The organism is Pseudomonas sp. XWY-1 (assembly GCF_002953115.1).
GTDB classification, from domain to species: Bacteria; Pseudomonadota; Gammaproteobacteria; order Pseudomonadales; family Pseudomonadaceae; genus Aquipseudomonas; species Aquipseudomonas alloputida.
This window is the reverse complement of record NZ_CP026332.1, coordinates 2,583,369-2,607,507: the sequence shown is the minus strand read 5'-3', so window position 1 is coordinate 2,607,507 and position 24,139 is coordinate 2,583,369. Positions and strand designations below refer to the sequence as shown.

The 24,139-nt window shown below is 63.2% G+C and carries 19 protein-coding genes; 11 read left to right on the top strand and 8 right to left on the bottom strand.

From position 1 onward, the window contains the following. Positions 1 to 154 precede the first annotated feature (154 nt). The 3 genes from PRJ_RS12165 (at position 155) to PRJ_RS12155 (ending at position 2,426) form a co-directional block, all read left to right on the top strand. Positions 155 to 1,033, top strand: a complete 879-nt coding sequence (locus tag PRJ_RS12165) for a helix-turn-helix domain-containing protein (RefSeq protein WP_104961506.1) — start codon at positions 155 to 157, stop codon at positions 1,031 to 1,033. 75 nt (positions 1,034 to 1,108) lie between these two features. Next, entirely contained in the window at positions 1,109 to 1,507 is a 399-nt protein-coding gene (locus PRJ_RS12160) for a MerR family DNA-binding transcriptional regulator (RefSeq protein WP_003247847.1), read from the top strand. Positions 1,508 to 1,526: 19 nt separating this feature from the next. Continuing rightward, on the top strand, positions 1,527 to 2,426 hold the full coding sequence (locus tag PRJ_RS12155) for a hydroxymethylglutaryl-CoA lyase (RefSeq protein ID WP_020191380.1): 900 nt from the start codon (positions 1,527 to 1,529) through the stop codon (positions 2,424 to 2,426). A gap of 533 nt (positions 2,427 to 2,959) precedes the next feature. Here the strand turns inward: PRJ_RS12155 and PRJ_RS12150 are convergent. After that, positions 2,960 to 3,478, bottom strand: coding sequence for an MgtC/SapB family protein (locus PRJ_RS12150; protein WP_104961505.1), 519 nt, complete (start codon positions 3,476 to 3,478; stop codon positions 2,960 to 2,962). Between the two features lie 169 nt (positions 3,479 to 3,647). On the opposite strand from PRJ_RS12150, the gene PRJ_RS12145 reads away from it, so the two are divergent. The 5 genes from PRJ_RS12145 to PRJ_RS12125 all read left to right on the top strand — a co-directional run bounded on the left by PRJ_RS12145 (position 3,648) and on the right by PRJ_RS12125 (position 10,719). Further along, positions 3,648 to 3,887 (top strand): DUF3203 family protein, encoded by a 240-nt coding sequence (locus PRJ_RS12145; RefSeq protein ID WP_003247835.1) that lies wholly within the window; start codon positions 3,648 to 3,650, stop codon positions 3,885 to 3,887. 121 nt (positions 3,888 to 4,008) lie between these two features. Further along, positions 4,009 to 5,412: a cytochrome c oxidase accessory protein CcoG gene (ccoG, locus tag PRJ_RS12140; RefSeq protein WP_104961504.1), complete on the top strand. Its 1,404-nt coding sequence runs from the start codon at positions 4,009 to 4,011 to the stop codon at positions 5,410 to 5,412. A gap of 49 nt (positions 5,413 to 5,461) precedes the next feature. Then, positions 5,462 to 6,871 carry a GntR family transcriptional regulator MpaR gene (gene mapR / locus PRJ_RS12135; RefSeq protein WP_003247831.1) on the top strand — a complete coding sequence of 470 codons (1,410 nt, stop codon included), beginning with the start codon at positions 5,462 to 5,464 and terminating at the stop codon, positions 6,869 to 6,871. Between the two features lie 57 nt (positions 6,872 to 6,928). Continuing rightward, a complete protein-coding gene (locus PRJ_RS12130) occupies positions 6,929 to 8,590 on the top strand; it encodes a PAS domain-containing sensor histidine kinase (protein WP_104961503.1) in 1,662 nt (553 codons plus the stop codon). 62 nt (positions 8,591 to 8,652) lie between these two features. Beyond that, complete coding sequence (locus tag PRJ_RS12125) at positions 8,653 to 10,719, top strand: PAS domain-containing protein (RefSeq protein ID WP_104961502.1); 2,067 nt, start codon at positions 8,653 to 8,655, stop codon at positions 10,717 to 10,719. A gap of 7 nt (positions 10,720 to 10,726) precedes the next feature. Here the strand turns inward: PRJ_RS12125 and PRJ_RS12120 are convergent, their stop codons facing one another. From PRJ_RS12120 to PRJ_RS12090, 6 genes are all read right to left on the bottom strand, one after another. Further along, entirely contained in the window at positions 10,727 to 11,473 is a 747-nt protein-coding gene (locus PRJ_RS12120) for an SDR family oxidoreductase (protein WP_029380669.1), read from the bottom strand. 896 nt (positions 11,474 to 12,369) lie between these two features. Beyond that, positions 12,370 to 13,905: a DHA2 family efflux MFS transporter permease subunit gene (locus tag PRJ_RS12110; RefSeq protein ID WP_019751849.1), complete on the bottom strand. Its 1,536-nt coding sequence runs from the start codon at positions 13,903 to 13,905 to the stop codon at positions 12,370 to 12,372. Then, on the bottom strand, positions 13,902 to 15,095 hold the full coding sequence (locus PRJ_RS12105) for an HlyD family secretion protein (protein WP_104887753.1): 1,194 nt from the start codon (positions 15,093 to 15,095) through the stop codon (positions 13,902 to 13,904). Before PRJ_RS12105 ends, PRJ_RS12110 begins: the two co-directional genes overlap by 4 nt. A gap of 30 nt (positions 15,096 to 15,125) precedes the next feature. Further along, entirely contained in the window at positions 15,126 to 15,599 is a 474-nt protein-coding gene (locus PRJ_RS12100) for a MarR family winged helix-turn-helix transcriptional regulator (RefSeq protein WP_003247811.1), read from the bottom strand. 178 nt (positions 15,600 to 15,777) lie between these two features. Continuing rightward, on the bottom strand, positions 15,778 to 16,410 hold the full coding sequence (locus tag PRJ_RS12095; protein ID WP_010954406.1) for a response regulator transcription factor: 633 nt from the start codon (positions 16,408 to 16,410) through the stop codon (positions 15,778 to 15,780). 9 nt (positions 16,411 to 16,419) lie between these two features. Next, positions 16,420 to 17,826, bottom strand: coding sequence for a sensor histidine kinase (locus PRJ_RS12090; RefSeq protein ID WP_104961500.1), 1,407 nt, complete (start codon positions 17,824 to 17,826; stop codon positions 16,420 to 16,422). Between the two features lie 193 nt (positions 17,827 to 18,019). Between PRJ_RS12090 and PRJ_RS12085 the strand changes: the two genes are divergently transcribed. From PRJ_RS12085 to PRJ_RS12075, 3 genes are all read left to right on the top strand, one after another. Beyond that, complete coding sequence (locus tag PRJ_RS12085) at positions 18,020 to 19,642, top strand: acyl-CoA synthetase (protein WP_104961499.1); 1,623 nt, start codon at positions 18,020 to 18,022, stop codon at positions 19,640 to 19,642. Between the two features lie 92 nt (positions 19,643 to 19,734). Further along, positions 19,735 to 21,504: an acyl-CoA dehydrogenase C-terminal domain-containing protein gene (locus tag PRJ_RS12080; RefSeq protein ID WP_104961498.1), complete on the top strand. Its 1,770-nt coding sequence runs from the start codon at positions 19,735 to 19,737 to the stop codon at positions 21,502 to 21,504. Positions 21,505 to 21,766: 262 nt separating this feature from the next. Next, on the top strand, positions 21,767 to 22,774 hold the full coding sequence (locus PRJ_RS12075; RefSeq protein WP_104961497.1) for a FecR family protein: 1,008 nt from the start codon (positions 21,767 to 21,769) through the stop codon (positions 22,772 to 22,774). Positions 22,775 to 22,787: 13 nt separating this feature from the next. On the opposite strand, the gene PRJ_RS12070 is transcribed toward PRJ_RS12075, so the two are convergent. Next, on the bottom strand, positions 22,788 to 24,107 hold the full coding sequence (locus PRJ_RS12070) for a Na+/H+ antiporter family protein (protein ID WP_010954411.1): 1,320 nt from the start codon (positions 24,105 to 24,107) through the stop codon (positions 22,788 to 22,790). Positions 24,108 to 24,139 lie beyond the last annotated feature (32 nt).

Sequence of the window (24,139 nt, the reverse complement as noted above, 5' to 3'; positions counted from 1 at the left end):
GACGATACCGGCCCGGGACTGGCAGCGGGGCGGCATCTGCTGTTAGGGTTTGCCATTGCATTTTTACTGGCAGAAAACGCCGTTTAAGTGTGCTATTCCATAAAAAACCTGCACTTTTACGAAAAGCGTTCGATTAACGGACAGGTCAGCCCAGATGAAATCCACCCTCCCCGGCGTCCCGTTGTTCAAGCTGTATGGCGAAAATCAGGCCTGGCCCGGCACCGACCTGCTGCACTGCGAATCGATCCCGGCACGCAGCCGGCTGCATCACTGGGAGATCAAGCCGCACCAGCATGCCGAGCTGTTCCAGCTGCTGTATGTACAGCGTGGCCAGGCCCAGGTGGAGATCGAGGGCGTGCGCAGTGCCATCGGCGAAGCGGCGATCCAGGTCGTGCCACCGATGACCGTGCATGGCTTTCGCTTCAGCGCCGATATCCAGGGCTATGTCCTGACCTTTGGTACTGCCCTTGTAGCGAACCTGGAACAGCGCCTGGGCGCGCCACTGACGGTGCTGGCACAGCCTGCGTGTTATCCGTTGGGCCATGACCGCGTGCACCTGCGCAGCCTGGTCGACACCTTGCAGCGGGAGTACCAAGGCAATGCCCCGGCACGCGCCGCGATGCTGGAAGCGTTGGTGACCGCGCTGATGGTGTGGATCAGCCGCCGTCAGCAGCAAGGGCAGGCACCGCGTAACCGTGATGAACGTGACCGCCTGTTGCTGGGGCAATACTTGCGCTTGGTCGAAGCGCATTACCGCGAGCATCTGTCGGTTGAAGCGTTTGCCGCGCGGCTGAATGTTCCGAGCTTGCAACTGAACCAGCTGTGCCGGGCACTGAGCGGTCAGACTGCATTGCAGGTGGTGCACCAGCGGTTGTTGCTGGAGGCGCGACGCAACCTTATTTACACGCGGATGAGCATCGGGCAGTTGTCGGATAGCCTGGGGTTTACCGACCCGACCTACTTCGCCCGGTGGTTCAAGCGCTTGAGTGGGCAAACGCCCAATGCGTATCGCAGATCAGGGTTGTCGGGATAATCCTTGGCGGCCTCTTCTTGACGTATACGTCAACCTGCCCTCAGGATATCCGCATACCCCACGCCGAGCCCGAGCATGAGCACTCAGACCTACAGCATCTCCGACCTGTCCCGCGAGCTGGACATCACCACCCGCGCTATCCGCTTCTACGAAGAACAGGGCCTGCTCAGCCCTGAGCGACGTGGTCTGGAACGCATCTACTCACCGCGCGACAAGGTCAGCCTGAAGCTCATCCTGCGCGGCAAGCGCATCGGCTTTTCCCTGGCCGAGTGCCGCGAGCTGATCGAACTGTACGACCCCACCAGCGGCAACCTCAAACAGCTCAACAGCATGCTGGCGAAGATCGCCGAGCGCCGCGCGCAACTGGAGCAGCAGATGCTGGACATTCACCAGATGCAACTGGAACTGGACACCGCCCAGGAACGCTGCGAACAAGCCCTGGCCGCCACCCTGAACAACAAAGACAACCGCTGAACGCCACAGGAAACCCGCCATGTCCTTGCCCAAACACGTCCGCCTGGTCGAAGTCGGCCCCCGCGACGGCCTGCAGAACGAAGCCCAGCCCATCAGCGTCGCCGACAAGGTACGCCTGGTCAACGACCTTACCGAAGCGGGCCTGGCCTATATAGAAGTGGGCAGTTTCGTGTCCCCCAAGTGGGTGCCACAGATGGCCGGCTCTGCCGAGGTATTCGCCGGCATCCAGCAGCGCCCCGGTGTGACGTATGCCGCGCTGGCGCCGAACCTGCGCGGTTTCGAGGACGCCCTGGCTGCCGGGGTCAAGGAAGTAGCGGTGTTCGCTGCCGCCTCCGAAGCGTTCTCGCAACGCAACATCAATTGCTCGATCAGCGAAAGCCTCAAGCGCTTCGAACCCATCATGGACGCTGCGCGCAGCCACGGCGTGCGCGTGCGCGGGTATGTGTCGTGTGTGCTTGGCTGCCCTTACGAGGGCAAGGTCAGCGCCGAGCAGGTGGCCCCGGTGGCCCGCGCCCTGCACGACATGGGCTGCTACGAGGTCTCGCTGGGTGACACCATCGGCACCGGTACCGCAGGCGACACCCGGCGCCTGTTCGAGGTGGTGTCGGCCCAGGTACCGCGCGAGCAGTTGGCCGGACACTTCCATGACACTTACGGCCAGGCCTTGGCCAACGTCTATGCCAGCCTGCTCGAAGGCATCAGCGTATTCGACAGCTCGGTAGCCGGGCTGGGCGGCTGCCCTTACGCCAAGGGTGCTACCGGCAATATCGCCAGTGAAGACGTTGTGTACCTGCTGCAGGGGCTTGGCATTGAAACCGGCATCGACCTGGGCCGGCTGATAGCCGCCGGCCAGCGCATCAGCGACGTGCTGGGCCGCGACAACGGGTCGCGGGTAGCACGGGCGTGCAGCGCACGATAGGTCACACGGGTGTCACATTGGTGTGGGTGAAGTGTTACCTCCCGCACATTTCACAGCAAAAAATCGGGTAACAGGGAAACAAATCGGCAGAATTTCAGGCTGGGTGGTGTCGACCAAAATTCTTAACTCATTGATTTTAAAGGGTTTTCAAAAGTTGGCACGCACCCTGCTATATCTCTGGTACAACAACAAAAAAAACGCGATACCCAATAAAAACAACAGGTAACGGCTCTGACATAACAAGAACAACACGGCAGAGGCGTAGCAAGCAGATTTTTTTGGAGTCGACACGCTTTTCAGGGGTTCGCCCCGCGGTCTGGCACAGAACAATAAAAACTACCTCAAGGTAGCGGCAGCCAGGTTCGGATCAGCAATGATGAAAGCAGGTCAGCGCTCAAAAAAATACGTTTGCTCTTGACCCCGCATGGGGGTCGCCCGCAACACCAGGACAAGCCGACAAAAACAACAATAGGCCGGTCCCAATAATAAAAAAAGAGCAGGCAACAACGCTTTGGGGGGAGCTTCGGCTCCCCTCAGTGCTTCCTGCCCTCTTCCTCCTTCTGCTTCTCCTCATCCTGCCCTTCGACCTTCTCCACCAGCAACGGCATCGTGCCCAGTACCAGCAGGGCCAGTACCGTGCTGATCAGCGCCGTGGCTTCGCGTCCCACGCCAGCCGCCGTGCCGATGGCAGCTGTCATCCATAGCCCGGCAGCGGTCGTCAGGCCCTTCACATGGCTGGTGTCCTGGCCGTTACCCTTCAGAATGGTACCCGCACCGAGAAAACCGATACCGGCAACGATGCCCTGGATCACCCGACTGAGTGCCTGTTCGTCGGACCCCGCCATACTGGGCGACAGAACGAACAGGGCGGCCCCCAGCGACACCAGCATATGGGTACGCACCCCGGCAGACTTGCCCTTGTGTTCGCGCTCGAAGCCCAGTACTGCGCCGAGTACAGCAGCCATCAGCAAGCGCACAAGGATTTGCGTCACCTCGCGCTCATCGGTGACATCGGCGAATTCCGCCTGGATTGCTTGCCAGATGACGTCCATCGCAGTTGTTTCCCCTGCTTGAGCTTTATGAATCCGCCTGCCACGTCAGCAGGCCTGCCCTCTGCAAGGTTGACCGTCACACGTACTGCAAAGTGCCGCTCAGCTTGCTGATGCAGCAACTGGCCCCTGACCGCGGTCCACCCTGTAATCACCCCGGGAGGACCCCACCATGCCCATTGAAATCGACGAAACCACCCGCCGCTGCACACTGATCGGCGAAGGCCTGCGCATCGAGGGCGAAGGCCCGGATATCGAGATCATCACCGACGAGCAGTTGCGTATGTCGGTGGCCATACTGGCCGGCCAACGCGTGCCCATTACCGAAACCGAGGCCGATGCACTGACCGTGGCGGGTGCGGTGGATAGCCGCAGGCATCTGAAGGCCAGCGCGCCAGGCTCGGTGATATGAGGCTTGGCGGGGCCATGCGGCAAATCTGATATGGTTTTTATCGTAAAATCTGAACCTGTGCTGATAACAGCTTCAGCGCCATAGTGCTCATGCCTGATCGAGGCCTGATGAGCACCGAACCATGAACGATAGAATCCCTTTTACAGAGATCGCCACCGCCCCAGCCAGCATCCAAGCGCGACGCACCGACAGCGGCATCCAGACCCGCAGCTTTACCGGGCTTTACCGTAACCTGCGCATCGGCTTTGCCGGCGCCCTGTTCGTGCTGTTCTTCGGCACGGCCTGGCTGAACTGGAACGGCCGCCAGGCCGTACTGTGGGACCTGGGAAACAGCAAGTTCCACATCTTCGGCGCCACCTTCTGGCCCCAGGACTTCATCCTGCTGTCGGCGCTGCTGATCATCTGTGCCTTTGGCCTGTTCGCCATCACCGTCTACGCCGGTCGCGTCTGGTGCGGTTACAGTTGCCCACAAAGCACCTGGACCTGGCTATTCATGTGGTGCGAAAAGGTTACCGAGGGGGACCGGAACCAGCGCATCAAGCTGGCCGCGGCGCCCTGGAGCCTGAACAAACTGGCCCGTCGCACGCTCAAACACAGCCTGTGGTTGGCCATTGGCGTGCTCACGGGGCTGACCTTCGTCGGCTACTTCACCCCGATCCGGCCACTGGCCGCAGAATTGCTCACCTTGCAACTGGGCGGTGTGGCACTGTTCTGGGTGCTGTTCTTCACGGCCGCTACCTACATCAATGCCGGCCTGCTGCGTGAAGCGGTGTGCCTGCACATGTGCCCGTATGCGCGCTTCCAGAGCGTGATGTTCGACAAGGACACCCTGGCGGTCGCTTACGACTCGCGTCGTGGCGAAGCCCGTGGTCCGCGCAAGAAAGGCAGTGATGTCGGTGCCCAGGGACTGGGTGACTGCATCGATTGCACCCTGTGCGTGCAGGTGTGCCCCACCGGCATCGACATCCGTGATGGCTTGCAGATGGCTTGCATCGGCTGTGCCGCGTGCATCGACGCCTGTGATGGGGTAATGGACAAGATGGGTTACGCCCGCGGCCTGATTGGCTACAAGTCCGAGCACAGCCTGCAAGGCGGTACCACGCACTGGCTGCGCCCGCGCCTGTTGGGCTACGCTGCCGCACTGCTGGTCATGATCGGGGCACTGGTGGTGGCCCTGCAGATGCGCCCGATGGTATCGCTGGATGTGATCAAGGACCGCGGCCTGTTCCGTGAAAACGCCCAAGGCCAGATCGAGAACATTTACCTGCTCAAGGTCATCAACAAGACCGAACGTACCCAGCACTATCAATTGCGCCTGCTGGACGCTGACGGTTTCACCCTGCAGGGCAGTAGCGCACTGGTCATCCCTGCTGGCGAAATGAGCGAACTGCCGGTGTCGGTGGCGATGCTCGCCGAGCGCCCGACCAGCAGCTCGCAGACGCTGAGCTTTGAAATCAGCGAGCGTGACGACCCCGCTATCCGCAGCGTGGCGCACAGTCGCTTCGTCGCCCCCATGAACCGCTGATCCCTTACACTCACGCCACCTTGCCTGCCAGGCTGGACAGAAGGCCAGAATGAAACGCTACGAACGCTTCGCCGATGACATTGCCGAACTGATCCGCTCCGGGGTGCTGGGCCCCGGCCAGCGCGTGCCGTCCGTGCGCTACGCCAGCCAGACCCACGGGGTCAGCCCGTCTACCGTGTTCCAGGCCTATTACCTGCTGGAACGCCGCGGGCTGATCCGCGCCCGGCCGCGCTCCGGGTATTTCGTCAACGCCCACGTGCCGCGTCAGTTCAGCGAGCCGCAGGCGCTGCAGCCGGTGAGCGAGTCTACCGATGTCGACGTCAGCGCCTTGGTATTTTCGATCCTCGACTCGATCAAGGACCCCAACACCATTGCCTTCGGCTCAGCCTTTCCCAGCCCTGAACTGTTCCCGCTGCAACGCCTGTCCCGCTCACTGGCCAGTGCCAGCCGCAGCATGGACCCGCGCATGGTGGTGACCGATCTGTCCCCCGGTAACCCGCAGCTGCGCCGGCAGATAGCCCTGCGCTACATGGTCGGTGGGCTGATGCTGCCGATGGAAGAGCTGCTGATCACCAACGGCGCACTGGAGGCCCTGAACCTGTGCCTGCAGGCCGTGACCCAGCCGGGCGACCTGGTCGCCATCGAGGCCCCGGCCTTCTATGCCTGCCTGCAGGTGCTGGAGCGGCTCAAGCTCAAGGCTGTGGAAATCCCCGTGCACCCGCGCGAGGGCATGGACCTGGGGGTGCTGGCGCAGACCCTGGAAAAGCACCCGGTTAAGGCCGTGTGGTGCATGACCAACTTCCAGAACCCGGTGGGTGCAAGCATGCCGGAGGCCAAGAAACAGGCCCTGGTGGAGTTGCTGGCGCGCCATCAGGTGCCGTTGATCGAAGACGACGTGTACGCCGAGCTGTACTACTCGCAACAGGCGCCCAAACCCGCCAAGGCCTTCGACACCCAGGGCCTGGTCATGCACTGCGGCTCGTTCGCCAAAAGCCTGGCACCGGGCTATCGCATTGGCTGGGTGGCCGCCGGGCGCTTTGCGCAGAAGATCGAGCGGTTGAAACTGATGACCTCCCTTTGTGCCTCCATGCCGGCCCAGGCGGCCATCGCCGACTACCTGCAACACGGCGGCTACGACCGCCACCTGCGCAAGCTGCGCTACGCGCTGGAGGGCCAGCAGGCCAACATGCTGGCAGCCATCGCCCGCCACTTCCCGGCGCAGACACGGGTCAGCCAGCCCTCCGGCGGCTACTTCCTGTGGCTGGAACTGCCCGAGCAGATGGACGCCCTCAAGCTGTTCCACATGGCCCTGGCCCAAGGCATCAGCATCGCGCCCGGGCCGATCTTTTCGCCCACCCGACGCTTCGGCAATTGCATCCGCCTGAACTACGGCAGCCCCTGGCATGACGGCGCCGAACAGGCCATGGAAACCCTCGGGCGGATCATTCGCTCGTTCTGATAGCGAGGGGCCCGAGGGGCAACTATAGTTGCTCGATCCGATCATCAGGCCCTCGTCATGCAGCCAGATACGCTTGCGTCCTTTGCACAATTGCAAGCGCGTGTCGCAGAACTGGAAGCACGCCAGGCAGAGCGCGAAGACAGCGTCCAGGCGCATGACAGGCTGCTTGGAGAACTGCTCGACAACAGCCCGGCCAACGTGTTTGCTGCCGACCGCAGGATGCGCCTATTGGCCATCAACCGCACGGCGCGCGAAACCTTCGAGCGTTACCGAGGCTTCGTGCCGCAGATTGGCGACTACGTACCCCAGTTCCTGACCGGTCAACCCGACATCATGGGCCGCCTAGCCCCGATATGGCCGCGCATACTGGCAGGGGAAGCGTTCATCGACACCGTCACCTTCGGGCTGGACGACGCACCACGCCACTACGAAATTCGCTACCACCCGTGGCTCGATGCTCAGCAGCGAATTCAGGGCGGCTACCTGTTCGCCTATGACATCACGCAGCGCGTGACCGAACAGGAACGCCTGCAGCAGGCCGAAGAAGCACTGCGCCAGGCGCAGAAGATGGAGGCAGTCGGCCAGTTGACCGGCGGGATTGCCCATGATTTCAACAACCTGCTGGCCAGCATCCTTGGCGCCCTGGAACTGGCCGGGCAACGTCTGGTGCAGCAACGCCTGGCGGACACCGCGCAGCTGCTTGAACTCAGCCGGCACAACGCCCAACGCGCCGCAGCCTTGGTGCAGCGCTTGCTGGCATTCTCACGGCAGCAGACGCTGGTCCCGCAACGGGTCGATGTGCAGCAACTGGTGGCCGGTATGCACGACCTGATCAGCAGCTCCACCGGCCCCTATGTCGACTACCACGACCAGACACATGCCGGACTATGGCCTATCCGAATAGACGCCCAGCAACTGGAAAACGCGCTGCTCAACCTGTGCATCAACGCCCGTGACGCCATGCCGCTTGGCGGCACCTTGAGCATCGGTTGCGCCAATGTCGAAATGCAAGGCGCCGAAGCCAGACAGCGGGGCCTGGCCGCTGGCCAGTTTCTGCGTATCCGCGTTGAAGACAACGGCATGGGCATGTCCAAAGCAGTGATGCAGCGCGCCCTTGAGCCCTTCTTCACCACCAAGCCGCTCGGCCAGGGCACTGGCCTTGGGCTGTCGATGGTCTACGGCTTTGTGCGGCAATCCGGTGGCCAACTGGTCATCGATAGCACGCCTGGCCAGGGTACGGCCATCAACCTGTATCTCCCCCGCGATGAAAGCGTCGCCGCCGCTTCACCCTGCCCCCACGTCGAGGGGCCTGCGCCTGCGGCCTCGCTTCAGCAGCGCGGGTGCAAGGTGATGCTGGTGGAAGACGAGCCGGCCCTGCGCCTGGTCATGCTGGAGGTATTGCTGGACCAGGGCTATGAAGTTCAGGCATTCGAAGATGGCCGCCAGGCATACAAGGCCTTGCAGGAAGCCCCTGCGCCGGACTTGCTGATCACCGATGTCGGCCTGCCAGGGGGTATCGATGGCTACCAACTCGCGGACGCCTGTCGAGGTATTGCACCCCATGCCGCGGTGCTGCTGATCACAGGCTATGACCTTGCGCACAGTACGGCAAATGCGCGGCCCGACCGGCGCACCGAACTGCTGGCCAAGCCCTTCGATCTGCAAGCACTTGCCCAGGCGCTTGAACGGCTGCTGGGGAGCACCGCCCAGTCGCCCTGAGTGGCTATTCGCCTGCAGGTGAACACGTTAAAGTCAGGACTTTTCATTGGCCGGACGCAGGCATGCCTTCTCGTGATCTGAACTTACTGCGCCAACAAGTCGAAGACCTCCAGCGACAGAACACACTGCTGGAGCAACGGCTTGCAAGCCACCAGGCGCACGACCAGGACTTCTATCGCTCACTGTTCGACACCATGGACGAAGGCTTCTGCATCATCGAGTTCTTCGATGGCCCCCATGGTCCCCTGAGTGACTACGTGCACGTGCTGGCCAACGCAGCCTATGCCAAACACGCCGGCATCCCCAACGTGGTCGGGCAAAAACTGCGCGAGATGGTGCCCGATGAGGCGGATGACTGGGTGGCCCGCTATGGCGCGGTGCTTCGCACCGGCGAACCGCTGCACTTCGAGCAGGAACTGATTGCCACGGGCCACGTGCTGTCGGTGACCACGTTTCGCATAGAACCTGCCGAGAAACGCCAGGTAGCGGTACTGTTCAAGGATGTCACCGAACGCAGGCGTGCAGAGCAGGCCCTGCAGCGCCTGAACGAAGAGCTCGAGCAACGGGTGAATGCCGCACTGGCGGAGCGCCGCTTGTTTGCCGAGCTAGTCGATCACAGTGTGGTCAATGTGCATGTGGTCGACAAGGACCTGCGCTGGCTGGCGGTCAATCGCCAGGCCAGGCATGACTTCCACCTGCTGTACGGGAGGACACCCGAAATCGGCGACTACCTGCCCGGATTGTTCGAGGATGGCACCGCCGGCCAGACGCCTATTCTGCCGATGTGGCAGCGCGCCCTGGCAGGCGAGCAGTTCATCGAGATCGGCACCTTCGGCAAGCCCCCCGCGGTGCGTCATTATGAGTTGCGCTTCAACGCCTTGCGCGACCCCAAGGGCGAGGTACAGGGCGCGTTTCTGTTCGCCTATGACATCAGTGAGCGAGTGCAGGAGCAGGAACGCTTGGCCAAGGCCGAAGCGGCGCTGCGCCAGGCACAGAAGATGGAGGCCGTAGGCCAGCTCAGTGGCGGCATTGCCCACGACTTCAATAATTTGCTGGGCGGCATCCTGGGCGCCCAGGAGCTGATGCGTCAACGCCTGGACCAGTCACGCTTCGACGCCCTGGCGCCCTTGCTGGAGCTGTCCAGCAGCGCGGCGCAGCGGGCCTCTTCGCTGGTGCACCGGCTGCTGGCGTTCTCCCGCCAGCAGACCCTGCAACCCTGCTCCACGCAGGTGACCACCTTGGTGGCTGGCATGGAAGACCTGCTGCGCCGCACCATCGGCCCGGCGATTACCCTGAGCAGCCGCTTCGCCAGCCAGCTGTGGCCGACCTTCATCGACCCTCCCCAACTGGAAAGCGCCTTGCTCAACTTATGCATCAACGCGCGCGATGCCATGCCTGCCGGTGGTGTGATCGAGATCATCGGCGACAACCTGCTGCTTGACGACGAGCAGGCCGTGGCACTGGAACTGCCGGCCAGCGAGTTCGTGCGGCTGAGCATCGTCGACAACGGTAGCGGCATGTCGTCTGAAGTCGTCGAGCGCGCAGTCGAGCCGTTCTTCACCACCAAGCCGATGGGCCAGGGCACCGGCCTGGGTCTGTCCATGACCTATGGCTTCGTGCGCCAGTCGGGTGGGCAATTACGGGTGCTGTCGGCGCCTGGCGAGGGTACCCGCATCGAGCTGCTGTTACCCCGCCACCACGAGCAAGCCCAGGCGCCAGTCAGTAAACCTCCGCGCGCGCCTTTGCGAAGAAGTAGCGAGGCTGCCAAACGCATTCTGTTGGTTGAAGACCAGACTGCCTTGCGCCTGGTGATCGGCGAAGTGTTGGAAGAGCTGGGCTATCGGGTGGACGCTTTCGAGAACGGTCCGTCTGCCCTCACGCACCTGCAAAGCGGCGAACGGCCAGACTTGCTGCTGAGCGATGTCGGCCTGCCTGGCGGCCTGAATGGCCGCCAGGTAGCCGAACGCTGCCGTGAGCGCTACCCGGACCTCAAGGTGCTGTTGATCACCGGCTACGATGAGAGTGCGGCGTTCAGCGACGGCCAACCGCTGCAAGGTACGTTGGTGTTGACCAAGCCGTTCGAACTGGAAGCACTGGCAGAGCGGGTTCGCGAGCTGCTGGAACCTTGACGGGCGCTCAGCGCCCGCCGCCCAGGTCGATGAAGCTGCCGGTGGCATAGGAGGCTTTGTCCGAAAGCAACCAGAGGATGGCCTCGGCCACTTCCTCGGGATACCCTCCTCGGCCCATGGGCAAGCCAGGTTCAAGCTTGCTGACGCGATCCGGGTCGCCAGAAAGCGCATGGAAACCGGTATGGATATAGCCTGGTCGTACGCCATTGACGCGCACGCCCTCGCCTGCCACTTCTTTGGCCAGGCCGATGGTGAAGGTGTCGAGCGCGCCCTTGGAGGCGGCATAGTCGACATATTCGTTGGGCGAACCCAGGCGTGCGGCTACCGATGATACGTTGACGATGGCCCCGCCTTGCCCGCCATGCCGGCGCGCCATGCGCAGCAGGGCGTGCTTGGCGCAGAGCATGGGGCCGACGACGTTGGTCTTCATGACGTTCAGCAGACGGAACTCGGACATGTCCTCGACCCTGCTCTGCTGGCCGATGGTGCCGGCGTTGTTGACCAGTGCGGTGACCGGGCCGAGCTCGTCGTCGACGCGCAGGAACAGCTGGATGATTTCATCTTCGACGCTGACGTCGGCGCGCACCGCGATGGCTTCGGCGCCCAGGGCGCGGACCTGGCTGAGGATGGCTTCGGCGGCCTGGTCATCGGCGTGATAATTGATGCAGATGCGGTAGCCCTGGCGGGCGGCCAGCAGCGCAGTGGCGGCGCCGATACCGCGGCTGCCGCCGGTGATGACAATGACGTTCTCCATGGGTTTGCCAATGGTTTGGGGAAGGGAGCATCGACAATAGGCGAAATGGCGCTGCGTTGGAATGACGAAGATCAGCACAGCCAACCCTCTGCTGTTGATGTGGCTGTTGATCTTGGCTGTTGATCTGGCTGTTGATCTGGCTTTTGATCTTGATCTTGATCTTCGCGACTTCAGGAGGCCGAACGCAGGCCTTGCGGAGGCAGGTGACGGGCATGGATGCCCGTCAAGCGCTGAGGCCCCAGGATGGGGCCTTCGGCGCGGTCCTGCCGGGAGCAAGGCCGGAGTGAGGGGACCCCGGAGCGCAGCGCAGGGGCCGGATGATGGGAGCGCAGCGTTTTTTGGTTACTTTTTGTCGCGTTTGACAAAAAGTGACTCGCCGTAAGGGCGAAAAGGTGAGTCGGTGTCGCCATCGCGAATGGACTGTTCGCTGAGTCAAAACAGACGAGTTTTGCTTCTTGCTTCTTGCTTCTTGCTTCTTGCTTCTTGCTTCTTGCTTCTTGGATGTGGGCATTCACATCGAGTAGGTATTCATTCGCGCAGGTGGCGCACAGTCACCTTTCCGCCCTTACGGCGGGTCACTTTTTGTCAAACGCGACAAAAAGTAACCAAAAAACGCTGGCTCCTATCATCCGGCCCCTGCGCTACGCTCCGGGGTTCCCTCGCTCCGGGCTTGCTCCCGGGAGGACCGCGCTGCAGGCCCCATCCTGGGGCCCAGCGCTTGACGGGCATCCATGCCCGTCACCTCCCTTCGCAAGCCCTACGCTCGGCCTCCTGAAGTCGCAATCCGCGGCGCCTGGGCTATCGCGCGCTTAGAAGCAAAATCAAAAGTCGAAGCGAGAGCGAGAGCGAGAGCGAGAGCGAGAGCGAGAGCATCGGGATCTTGCCTTGATTGTAGCTCAATGCCCCGCCGATGCCGGGCCCGCCTTGGCGGTAAAGGGCGGCTTGGCGAACCACACCAGCAGAATCAACCCGGCAAACACCCAGCTCATCAAGGTGAAATAATCCACCGTCGACATCATGTAAGCCTGCCCGTTGAGTATCTGCTCCAACTGCGCATAACTCTGCGGGCTGGCCCCGCCCAACTGCTCAAGGGTATGCCGCGTCGTCGGGTCGAACTGGCTGATGTGCTCACTCAGGTAAGCATGGTGCTGGTCCGCCCGACGGATCCAGATCCAGGTGGTCAACGAAGCCGCAAAACTCCCGCCCAAGGTTCGCAGGAATGTTGCCAGCCCCGAACCGTCGGCAATCTGGTGCGGCGGCAGGTCAGACAGCAGGATGCTCAACGTCGGCATGAAGAACAACGCCACGCCAATCCCCATGAACAACTGCACCAAGGCCACGTGCTGGAAGTCCACCTCGCTGGTGAAACCGGCACGCATGTAGCAACTGGTGCCGATCGCCAGGAACGCCAACCCAGCCAGCACCCGCAAGTCGAACCGGTGCGCATATTTGCCCACGAACGGCGACATGATCACCGGCAGCAAACCGATCGGCGCCACCGCCAGGCCTGCCCAGGTCGCGGTATAGCCCATCTGCGTCTGCAACCACTGCGGCAGGATCAGGTTGATACCGAAGAACCCGGCATACCCCCCGACCAGCACAATGGTGCCAATGCGGAAGTTGCGGTGCACGAACAGGCGCAAGTTGACCACCGGGTGCCGGTCGGTCAGTTCCCAGATCACGAATACCGCCAGGAACACCACCGAAACCAGGCTGCCGACAATGATGAACGACGACTCGAACCAGTCCAGATCGTTGCCCTTGTCCAGCACTACCTGCAAGGCCCCAACGCCGATAATCAGGGTCAGCAGGCCAATGTAATCCATCGGCTGGCGGCTGGTGACCACCGGGCGCGTGCGCATCTGCTGGCGCACCACGGCAGCAGCGAACAGCCCGATGGGCACATTGATGAAGAAGATCCATGGCCAGCTGTAGCTATCGGTAATCCAGCCCCCAAGAATCGGCCCGGCAATCGGCGCCACCACCGTGACCATCGCCAGCAGCGCCAGTGCCATCCCCCGTTTTGCCGGGGGATAGACAGCAATCAGCAGGGTCTGGGTCATCGGGTAAAGCGGCCCGGCGACCACGCCCTGCAAGACACGAAAGCCGACCAGCTCGGGCATCGATTGGGCGATACCGCACAGGAACGAAGCCAGCACGAACAGCAGCGTGGCCCAGATGAACAGTTTCACTTCACCAAAGCGCCGGCTCAGCCAGCCGGTCAGCGGCAAGGCAATAGCGTTGCTCACCGCGAACGAGGTGATGACCCAGGTGCCTTGCTCGTAGCTCACCCCCAGGTTGCCGGAAATGGTCGGCAGGGCCACGTTGGCGATGGTGGTGTCCAGCACCTGCATGAACGTCGCGAGCGACAGGCCGATGGTGGTCAGCAGCAGACTCGGCGGCGTGAACTGGGCAGCGGCGTTGTTGCTCATCGTTGCGCCGTCTTGCCGGTTGCGCTGTTCTCGTGAATCAGCCGGGCGATCAGGTTGTCGGCTTCGATCAGCTGGTGATCATACACCTGGGTGGTGTAGCTGGCCTTCTGCGGTGGCTGCTGGGCCAGGGTCGGGCCGCTCTGGTCATGCAGGTCGACTTCAACCACGGTGGACAGGCCAATACGTAGCGGGTGGTCCTTGAGCTGGTCGGGGCTGAGGTGGATGCGCACGGGTACTCGCTGGACAATCTTGATCCAGTTACCGGTGGCGTTCTGCGCCGGCAGCAAGGCAAAGGCGCTGCCGGTGCCCGCCCCGAGGCTGTCGACCGTGCCGCTGTACTTGACCTCGCTGCCGTACACATCAGCGGTGATTTCCACCGGCTGGCCGATGCGCATCTCTCGCAGCTGGGTTTCCTTGAAGTTGGCATCGATCCACACCTGATCCAGCGGGATAACCGCCATGGTCGCGGTGCCCGGCTGCAGGCGCTGGCCCAACTGGACGGTACGCTTGGCGACGTAGCCGGTGACCGGCGCGACCAATGTGGTGCGGGCGTGGTCGAGGTAGGCCTGGCGCAGGTCGGCAGCTGCAGCCATGACATCGGGGTGCGAGGACACCACGGTGTCGTCGACCAGCGCGCTGCTGGTGCTGAGCTGTTGCCGCGCGCTGTTGACGGCGGCCTGGGCAACGCTCAGGTCGTCGCGGGCGTGGGACAGTTCTTCTGCGGCAATCGCACCGCTGTCAGCCAGCACCTTGCGCCGGTTGAAGTCCTGCTGCGCCTTGCGCAGTTCGGCTTGGCGCGTTTCCAGTTGTGCCTTCAGCGAGTCGACGTTGCTGTACAGCCCGCGCACCTGCCGCACGCTGCGTGCCAGCTTGGCTTCGGCGGACTGCAAGGCCACTTCGCTGTCGGCCGGGTCGAATTGCAGCAGTACCTGGCCGGCATGGACCAGGTCGCCGTCATCGGCCCCGATGCTGGTAACGGTGCCAGCGACCAGCGGGGTGATTTCCACCACGTTGCCGTTGACGTAGGCATCGTCGGTGCTTTCGTGCCAACGCCCGACAATGCTGTACCAAGCCCAGGTGCCGACCCCGGCAAGGATCAGCAGCAACAGCAGGCCAAGCAGCCAAGCCTTGCGCTTGCGCGACGGCTCAGGCGCGACGGAGGGAGTCGGGGTGTCTGTGGGAGTGGCCATGACAATACCTTGGATAATTCGTTACGGGGTTCAACGGTCGCCGAAGCGGCGGATCGTCAACGGGTCGCCAGCACCGAGCAGCACCTTGGCCAGCAGGCCTTCCAGGGTCTTGAGCTCTTCAGGTGCCAGCACGCCGCACAACTCGTTCATGGCGGCGGCGCCGATTTCCGGCAGGCGGTTGGCCAGGCGCTGGCCGTCGGCGGTGAGTGCCAGGCGCACCTGGCGACGGTCGTCGGCGCAGCGGTTGCGCACGATCAGCTCCTTCTGCTCGAGGCGGTCGAGCATGCGGGTCATCGATCCGCTGTCCAGGCCCAGGTAACGGCACAGTTCGGCCGGGGTATCCACCTGGTACTGGGTGACGATGATCAGCACTTTGAACTGCGCGGCGGTGACGCCCTCTGACTCCAGGTGCCAGTCAAGAATGCGGTCTTTGAGGATCGCTGCGCGGCCCAGCAACATGCCGATGGCGCAGGTCTGAAAGTTTTCGGGGGAGAAATGGGCCATCGTTGACTGCTCAGTTAAGTGTGTAGAAATATTACTGCTTAGGCAGTTAATGTCAAAACCTTCATTAGGCAGCTATGAAATATTCGTGTTTTCTGCCGGTCACACCGCCCCCGCAGGCGCGCGCTGCGGCCCATCGCGACACACAAGGCCGCCCCTGCCAGGGCCTGCGTAAGGGCGGCTAACGTGCTCGCAGGCCCAACGCCTCCACCGCCCCGCAAGCAATCGCCATCCCCACCAGCTCTGCGAGGCTGCCTGCCTGCAACCGCTTCATCACCCGGCCTCGGTACAGGTCCACGGTCTTGACGCTGATGCCCAACTGCTCGGCAATCTCGCGGTTGTTCAACCCTTGGGCCAACGGTACGAAGACGTCTCGCTCACGCGGCGTCAGGCCGTCGATGCGCGCCTGCACCAACGCCAGCGCCTGATCGCCCTGTCGCGCCAGCCCGGCGTGCTCCAGCGCAGCCTGAACGCTATCGAGCAGCAGCTGGTCGTTGTAGGGTTTTTCGATGAAGTCGCAGGCGCCGGCCTTGAACGCCCGCACCACGATCGGCACATCGGCATGACCGCTGACGAAGATCACCGGCACCATCAGGCCACGCTCGCGCATCGCCTGCTGCACAGCCAGCCCGCCCAGCCCCGGCATGCGCACATCCAACAGCACACACGCGGGCCCATCATCGACGCAGGCGTCGAGAAACGCCTGCCCGCTGGCAAACGGCAAGGCTTGCAGGCCCACCGACTGCAGCAGCCAGACCGTAGAGTCGCGCATACCCTGGTCGTCATCGACCACATACACTTTTGCTTGCAACACTGCCTCCCCTTATTCCCTGCTGACCGCCAGCCGGCAGCACAGTACCAGACCGCCGTTGTCACCCGCCCGCGCCCACAGGCTGCCACCGAAGCCTTCGATCAGGCTGCGGCTCATGCTCAAGCCCAAGCCCAGGCCGTCGGCCTTGCTGGTGGTAAAGGGCGTGAAGATTTCATCCAGCCGCTCGGGTGCCACGCCCGGGCCCTGGTCGGCTACCTCGACCAGGACCCCATCGCCATCGCGCGCCGCGCAGAGCAGGATACGTGACGGCCGCTCCCCCTGCTGCTCGCGATTGGCATCGATGGCATTGCGCAGCAGGTTGAGCAGCACCTGCTCCAGCAGCACCCGGTCGGCATACACCAAGGGCAGCTGAGCACTCATGCGAAGTTCCACCTGCACCTGGTCCCGCGCGGCTTCCCAGGCGCACAGGCGCATGGCTTCGCCGGCCAGCTCGGCTACGTCCAGTGCCTGCAGGCGGCGCGGCCCCTTGCGCAGGAAGGCACGCAGACGGCGGATCACTTCGGCGGCATGGGTGGCCTGCTCGCTGATACGCTGCAGGCCCTGGCCTACCCGCTCGCGCGCCTGGGGATCACGTTCCAGGCCCTGCAGGTAACGCTGACTGGCGTTGGCATAGTTGACCACCGCGGCCAGTGGCTGATTGATCTCGTGGGCGATGCCCGAGGCCAGCTCGCCCAGGGTCGCGAGGCGGGCACTGTGCGCCAGGCTTTCCTGCGCTTCGATGCGCAAGGTGATGTCGCGGGACACGCTGACCACCTCCACCACCGCGCCGGTGTAGGTCTCGCGGATCGCCCGGCTGGCAATTTCGAACCAACGGTAGCCTCCTGTCGCCTGGCGTACCCGGCAGGTCATCGTGTGGTAGCCGTCCTGGTCCAGCGCGGCCGCGGCCTGGCGCAGTACCTGACGCCGCTCGCGCGGATGCAGCAGGGTATGTACAGGCATGCCACGCAGCTGCTCGGGCCACAGGCCGAGCAGGCGGTAGGCTGCCGGTGAGGCATCGAGAAAGCGGCCATCGGGGCTGTGCCGGGAAATCAGGTCGGTGGTGTTTTCGATGATCAGCCGATACAGGCGTCGGGCGCGGTTGGCTTCGCGTGCGCCATGGCGCTCCTCACTGGCATCGCGGCAGCGCCCCAGCACCTGCTGGCCCTGGTTGTCCGGCATGAACGTCCACAGCACGATGCGTTCGCCGACCTGCACTTCGACATCGCTGATCGCCCGATGCTGGCGCAGACAGGCACGCACCAGGGCGGCGCAATTGGCCGGCAGCCAGCGAGCCAGCTCGGGCCCTTCGGCGACCCAGGCCTGCAATGCCGGGTTGAGTGCCAGCGGGCTTGCATCACTGGCCAGCAACAGGCTGGGTTGTGGGTCTTTGGCAAGCAAGGGGTAAGCAGTGTCATCCACAGTAGGCGGCCTGTTTTTATAGTAGTTTTACTATATTGCTATAGTCGATATTCCTAATACCATAGCGACTCGCGTAAAACTGCGACAGAGGGGGCGGCCCACCGTCCGCCCCCTGCACCCTGAACAGAGCTAACAATCAGCCATCGGGGGCCAGGTGCACAGGCTGCGTCTGCCTCCCTTACAGGATTACCGCATGTCGATCTATGCCCAGGGCCTGATGCCCGCTGCCGTCAACCATGTCGCCCTCACCCCGCTGAGCTTCATCGAACGCACCGCCGCCGTGTACGGCAACTACCCGGCCGTCATCCACGGCGCCATCCGCCGCAACTGGCAAGAAACCTACCAACGCTGTCGGCGCCTGGCCAGCGCCCTGGCCGGTCGTGGCATTGGCCGTGGCGACACCGTGGCAGTGATGCTGCCCAACACCCCGACCATGCTCGAGGCGCACTTCGGCGTACCCATGACCGGTGCCGTGCTCAATACCCTGAACGTGCGCCTGGATGCCGAGGCCATCGCCTTCATGCTGCAGCATGGCGAGGCCAAGGTGCTGATCACCGACCGCGAGTTCCATGCGGTCATTGAAGGCGCTCTGGCACTGCTTGAACACCCGCCGCTGGTGGTTGATGTGGATGACCCAGAGTACGGCGAGGGCCGCGCGGTCAGCGAGCTGGACTATGAGGCCCTGCTCAACGAAGGCGACCCGGAATTTGCCTGGGAATGGCCCGATGACGAGTGGCAGGCCATTTCGCTGAACTACACCTCCGGCACCACCGGCAACCCCAAGGGCGTTGTCTACCACCACCGCGGCGCCTACCTGAACGCACTGGGCAACCAGATGACCTGGGCCATGGGCCACCGCCCGGTGTACCTGTGGACGTTGCCAATGTTCCACTGCAACGGCTGGTGCTACCCCTGGACCATCACCGCCCTGGCCGGCACCCATGTGTTCCTGCGCCGGGTCGACCCGCAGAAGATCCTGACCCTGATCCGCGAGCACAAAGTCAGCCACCTGTGCGGTGCGCCGATCGTGCTCAACGCGCTGGTCAACATGCCCGAGGCGGCCAAGGCAGCCATCGAGCACCCGGTGCAGGCCATGGTCGCCGGCGCCGCACCACCGGCCAAGGTCATCGGTGCCGTGGAAGAAATGGGCATCAAGGTCACCCACACCTACGGCCTGACCGAGGTCTACGGCCCGGTGACCGTGTGTGCCTGGCATGACGAATGGGACGCGCTTTCGCTGGAAGAGCGTGCACGCATCAAGTCTCGCCAAGGCGTGCGCTACCCGACCCTCGATGGCCTGATGGTCGCCGACCCGCAAACCCTTCAGCCAGTACCCCGCGACGGCAATACCCTGGGTGAAATCTTCATGCGCGGCAACACGGTGATGAAGGGTTACCTGAAAAACCCTGAAGCCACCGCCGAAGCCTTCCGTGGCGGCTGGTTCCACACCGGCGACCTGGCCGTGTGGCATGCCGACGGCTATATCGAGATCAAGGACCGGCTCAAGGACATCATCATTTCCGGTGGCGAGAACATCTCCACCATCGAGGTCGAAGACGCCCTGTACAAGCACCCGGCAGTGCTGGAAGCCGCCGTGGTGGCACGCCCGGATGAAAAATGGGGCGAAACCCCGTGCGCCTTCGTTGCCTTAAAGCCAGGCCGGGAGGACACCCGTGAAGCCGACATCACCAGTTGGTGCCGCGAGCACCTGGCCGGGTTCAAGGTGCCGAAGACCGTGGTGTTCGGCGAGCTGCCCAAGACCTCGACCGGCAAGATCCAGAAGTACGTGCTGCGCGACCGGGCCAAAGCCCTCTGATGCCATAGCCGCTCCCCTTCAGGCGCAGCACACGGCTGCGCCTGAAGGTTCAGCGCACGCCCAACCCTCCCTCACTATTGCAAGAGCTGCCGATGACCACCTATTCCGCCCCCCTGCGCGACATGCGCTTCGTCCTGCATGACGTGTTCAACGCTTCAGGCCTGTGGGCCCGACTGCCCGCCCTGGCCGAACGCATCGATGCCGACACTGCCGACGCCATTCTCGAGGAAGCATCCAAAGTCACCGGCCAGCTGATCGCCCCGCTCAGCCGCAACGGTGACGAGCAAGGTGTGTGCTTCGACGCAGGCCAAGTCACCACCCCCGAGGGCTTTCGCGAGGCCTGGAACACCTACCGCGAAGGCGGCTGGGTCGGCTTGGGCGGCAACCCGGAATACGGCGGCATGGGCATGCCAAAGATGCTCGGCGTGCTGTTCGAAGAGATGCTCTACGCGGCTGACTGCAGCTTCAGCCTGTATTCGGCATTGAGCGCAGGCAGCTGCCTGGCGATCGATGCCCACGCCAGCGAAGCGCTCAAGGCCACTTACCTGCCACCGCTGTACGAAGGCCGCTGGGCCGGCACCATGTGCCTGACCGAACCCCATGCCGGCACTGACCTGGGGCTGATCCGCACCCGCGCCGAGCCTCAGGCCGATGGCAGCGTGCGCATCAGTGGCAGCAAGATCTTCATTACCGGCGGCGAGCAGGACCTGACCGAGAACATCGTCCACCTGGTGCTGGCCAAGCTGCCGGATGCGCCCGCCGGTGCCAAAGGCATATCGCTGTTTCTGGTCCCCAAATTCCTGGTCGAGGCCGATGGCCGCCTGGGCGCGCGCAATGCTGTGCATTGTGGCTCGATCGAGCACAAGATGGGCATCAAGGCCTCGGCGACCTGCGTCATGAACTTTGACGGTGCCATCGGTTACCTGGTGGGCGAGCCGAACAAGGGCCTGGCAGCGATGTTCACCATGATGAACTACGAGCGCCTGTCCATCGGCATACAGGGCATCGGTTGTGCCGAAGCCTCCTACCAGAGCGCCGCCCGCTATGCCAACGAGCGCCTGCAGAGCCGCGCAGCGACTGGCCCACAGGCACACGACAAGGTGGCCGACCCGATCATCCACCATGGTGATGTCCGGCGCATGCTGCTGACCATGCGTACCCTCACCGAAGCAGGTCGGGCGTTCGCCGTCTACGTTGGCCAGCAACTGGACGTGGCACGCTATGCCGAGGACGCTGGCGAGCGCGAGCATGCCCAGCGCCTGGTGGCACTGCTGACACCGGTGGCCAAGGCATTCTTCACTGATAACGGCCTGGAAAGCTGCGTGCTTGGCCAGCAGGTGTATGGCGGTCATGGCTACATCCGCGAATGGGGCCAGGAGCAACGGGTGCGAGACGTGCGCATTGCACAGATCTATGAGGGCACCAACGGCATCCAGGCCCTTGATCTGCTGGGGCGCAAGGTGCTGGCCGACGGTGGCCAGGCGTTGGCCAGCTTTGCCAGCGAAGTGCGCGCCTTCAGTGTGGATGCGCCCTTGCACCGCGAGGCCCTGCAGGCGAGCCTGGCGCGGCTGGAGGCCACCAGCAGCTGGCTGCGGGCGCAGGCCGGCGAGGATGCCAACCTGGTCAGCGCGGTAGCCGTTGAGTACCTGCAGCTGTTCGGGCTCACGGCCTATGCGTACATGTGGGCGCGGATGGCGGCGGTGGCGCTGGCCAAACGTGATGAGGACGACGCGTTTCATGGCGCGAAGCTTGCCTGTGCGGCGTTCTATTTCCAGCGGGTCTTGCCGCGGGGGTTGGGGCTGGAGGCGAGCATTCGGGCCGGTAGTGGCAGCCTTTATGGGCTAGAGGCCGCACAGTTCTGACCGGTGGGTCGCCGACGCGCTTGTTGCAAGGGGCAGCCGTGTGCTGCGAAGAGGCCGGTACCTGCAAACACTGACCTCTTCGCAGCACCAGGCTGCCCCGGAAGCCATTGCAGGCATCGTCTTTTGCCCGCGAAGGGTTCTCAAACACTGAAAAACCGTGGCTAATCCGACGAAAAACCGGCACAACTGATAGTCATTCGCCATTACATTGGTTCTCGGGAGCCCTCCCGCAAGGGTAGAATGCGCAAAACCCGGAGCCGCAATGAACCACGACCGCCTCAATCCCAACCCAGACGATGCCATCACCGACGCCGCAGCGCATTGGTGCATGCGCCTTCACGCCGAAGATTGCACGCAGGCCGAGCGTGAAGCATTCGCTGACTGGTTGGCGGCCGACCCGCGGCATGCCGAAGAATATCAGGCGATGCTGGAAATCTGGCAAACAGCCGACCTGCTGCCGCGCAGCGCCACCGTCATCGACTTCAACCCACCCACCAGACACGCCGCCCGCCCTCGCAACTGGCGGCCGCTGGCGTCTGCTGCGGCCATCGCCCTGGCAGTGCTGCCGCTGGCCGGCTGGATGGGGTGGGAACAGGGCTGGTTGCCCAACCACTACCAGCACTTCGAAGCCGGTGACCGCATGCAGACCGTGGAGCTCAGCGACGGCAGCACGGTACAGCTCAACCTCCACACCGAGCTCACCTTCCTCAACTACAAGGACCAACGCCAGGTCACGCTCAAGCGCGGCGAGGCGTTCTTCAAGGTGCGACACGACAGCAGCCACCCGTTCATCGTGCGTGCCGGCAGTGGCCAGACCCGGGTCACCGGCACCCAGTTCAACGTGTGGAAGTACCAGGACCAGGTGAAGGTCACCCTGGTGGAAGGTTCAGTGCTGGTGTCCAGTGAGGGCAGTGCCGGTGGCTACCGCCTTGGCCCTGGCATGCAGGCCAGCTACCACAAGGGCGACTTCGAGCCGCAGCTGGAGCAAAACGACGACTATGGCAACAGCCTGGCATGGCGCAGCGGCAAGCTGGTGCTCGATAACCTGAGCCTGGAACAGGCGCTGCCGGTGATCAACCGCTACCTCGACGCCCCGCTGCTACTGGCCGATGCCAGCACCGGCCGCATTCGCATCAGCGGCATCTACAACACCCGGGAAGTGGGGCGCCTGGTCAACAACCTGCCCAAAGTCCTGCCGGTCTACCTGACCCGCAGCAAGGACGGCAGCACCGTGCTCAATCGCATCTCGCCGCCGCCCGACAAGGGCTGACGCCCTCCCCGCCTTACAAGGTCATCGCTGCCAACCAGCCGAACGCCATCAACGGCAGGTTGTAATGGATGAAAGTGGGCACCACGGTGTCCCAGATGTGGTGGTGCTGGCCATCCACGTTCAGGCCCGAGGTTGGGCCCAGGGTCGAGTCCGAGGCCGGCGAACCTGCATCGCCCAACGCACCGGCAGTACCGATGATGCACACCGTAGCCAACGGGTCGAAGCCCAGTTGCACGCACAGTGGCACGAAGATCGCGGCCAGGATCGGCACGGTGGAGAACGACGAGCCGATCCCCATGGTCACCAAAAGGCCTACCAGCAGCATCAGCAAGGCACCGACGCCCTTGCTGTGGTCGATCCACTGCGCCGAGGTTTCCACCAGGCTCTTCACCTCACCGGTGGCCTTCATCACCTCGGCAAAGCCGGACGCGGTAATCATGATGAAGCCGATCATGGCCATCATCTTCATGCCTTCGGTGAACAGGTCGTCGGTCTCTTTCCACTTGACTATGCCCGACAGCGAGAAGATCAGGAAACCGACCATGGCACCGATGATCATCGAGTCCAGCAACAGCTGGACGATGAAGGCTGCAGCGATGGCCAGCCCGGCCACCAGCAAGGTCAACGGGTTGTACTGCACGCTCACCTGCTCCACCTGCTGGATGCGCGCCAGGTCATAGTCACGTTTCTTGCGGTAGCTGATGAACACCGCCACCAGAAGGCCGACGAGCATGCCGGCAGCCGGGATGGCCATGGCATGGGTGACGTTGACGCCGCTCACATCGACACCCGCGCGGGCAACATTGGCCAGCAGGATCTCGTTGAGGAAGATGTTGCCGAAGCCCACCGGCAGGAACATGTACGGGGTGATCAGGCCAAAGGTGATCACACAGGCGATCAGCCGGCGGTCGATACGCAGGCGCGTCAGCACGTACAACAGAGGGGGTACCAGCAGCGGAATGAAGGCAATGTGGATGGGCAGGATGTTCTGGGACGACACGGCCACCGCCAGCATCAGGCCGATCATCAGCCATTTGACCTTGCCGCCCTTGGCGTCGCCCCGCCGGTCGATCATGCCCAGGGCGCGGTCGGCCAGCGCATGGGCCAGGCCAGACTTGGCAATCGCCACGGCAAAAGCACCCAGCAGTGCATAGGACAAAGCCACCGTGGCACCACCACCGAGGCCACCGTTGAAGGCCTTGAGCGTGCCTTCGATGCCCAGGCCGCCCACCAGCCCACCGGCCAGGGCGCCGATGATCAGGGCGATGACCACGTGCACGCGGGACAGGCTGAGTATCAGCATGATGCCGACCGCGGCGATCACTGCATTCATGGTTGGCTTACCTCATTACGACAGAAAAAAGC

Coding starts and splice junctions, on each gene's coding strand:
- PRJ_RS12165 (WP_104961506.1), top strand. CDS start 155: ATGAAATCCACCCTCCCCGGCGTCCCGTTGTTCAAGCTGTATGGCGAA.
- PRJ_RS12160 (WP_003247847.1), top strand. CDS start 1,109: ATGAGCACTCAGACCTACAGCATCTCCGACCTGTCCCGCGAGCTGGAC.
- PRJ_RS12155 (WP_020191380.1), top strand. CDS start 1,527: ATGTCCTTGCCCAAACACGTCCGCCTGGTCGAAGTCGGCCCCCGCGAC.
- PRJ_RS12150 (WP_104961505.1), bottom strand. CDS start 3,478: ATGGACGTCATCTGGCAAGCAATCCAGGCGGAATTCGCCGATGTCACC.
- PRJ_RS12145 (WP_003247835.1), top strand. CDS start 3,648: ATGCCCATTGAAATCGACGAAACCACCCGCCGCTGCACACTGATCGGC.
- ccoG (WP_104961504.1), top strand. CDS start 4,009: ATGAACGATAGAATCCCTTTTACAGAGATCGCCACCGCCCCAGCCAGC.
- mapR (WP_003247831.1), top strand. CDS start 5,462: ATGAAACGCTACGAACGCTTCGCCGATGACATTGCCGAACTGATCCGC.
- PRJ_RS12130 (WP_104961503.1), top strand. CDS start 6,929: ATGCAGCCAGATACGCTTGCGTCCTTTGCACAATTGCAAGCGCGTGTC.
- PRJ_RS12125 (WP_104961502.1), top strand. CDS start 8,653: ATGCCTTCTCGTGATCTGAACTTACTGCGCCAACAAGTCGAAGACCTC.
- PRJ_RS12120 (WP_029380669.1), bottom strand. CDS start 11,473: ATGGAGAACGTCATTGTCATCACCGGCGGCAGCCGCGGTATCGGCGCC.
- PRJ_RS12110 (WP_019751849.1), bottom strand. CDS start 13,905: ATGAGCAACAACGCCGCTGCCCAGTTCACGCCGCCGAGTCTGCTGCTG.
- PRJ_RS12105 (WP_104887753.1), bottom strand. CDS start 15,095: ATGGCCACTCCCACAGACACCCCGACTCCCTCCGTCGCGCCTGAGCCG.
- PRJ_RS12100 (WP_003247811.1), bottom strand. CDS start 15,599: ATGGCCCATTTCTCCCCCGAAAACTTTCAGACCTGCGCCATCGGCATG.
- PRJ_RS12085 (WP_104961499.1), top strand. CDS start 18,020: ATGTCGATCTATGCCCAGGGCCTGATGCCCGCTGCCGTCAACCATGTC.
- PRJ_RS12080 (WP_104961498.1), top strand. CDS start 19,735: ATGACCACCTATTCCGCCCCCCTGCGCGACATGCGCTTCGTCCTGCAT.
- PRJ_RS12075 (WP_104961497.1), top strand. CDS start 21,767: ATGAACCACGACCGCCTCAATCCCAACCCAGACGATGCCATCACCGAC.
- PRJ_RS12070 (WP_010954411.1), bottom strand. CDS start 24,107: ATGAATGCAGTGATCGCCGCGGTCGGCATCATGCTGATACTCAGCCTG.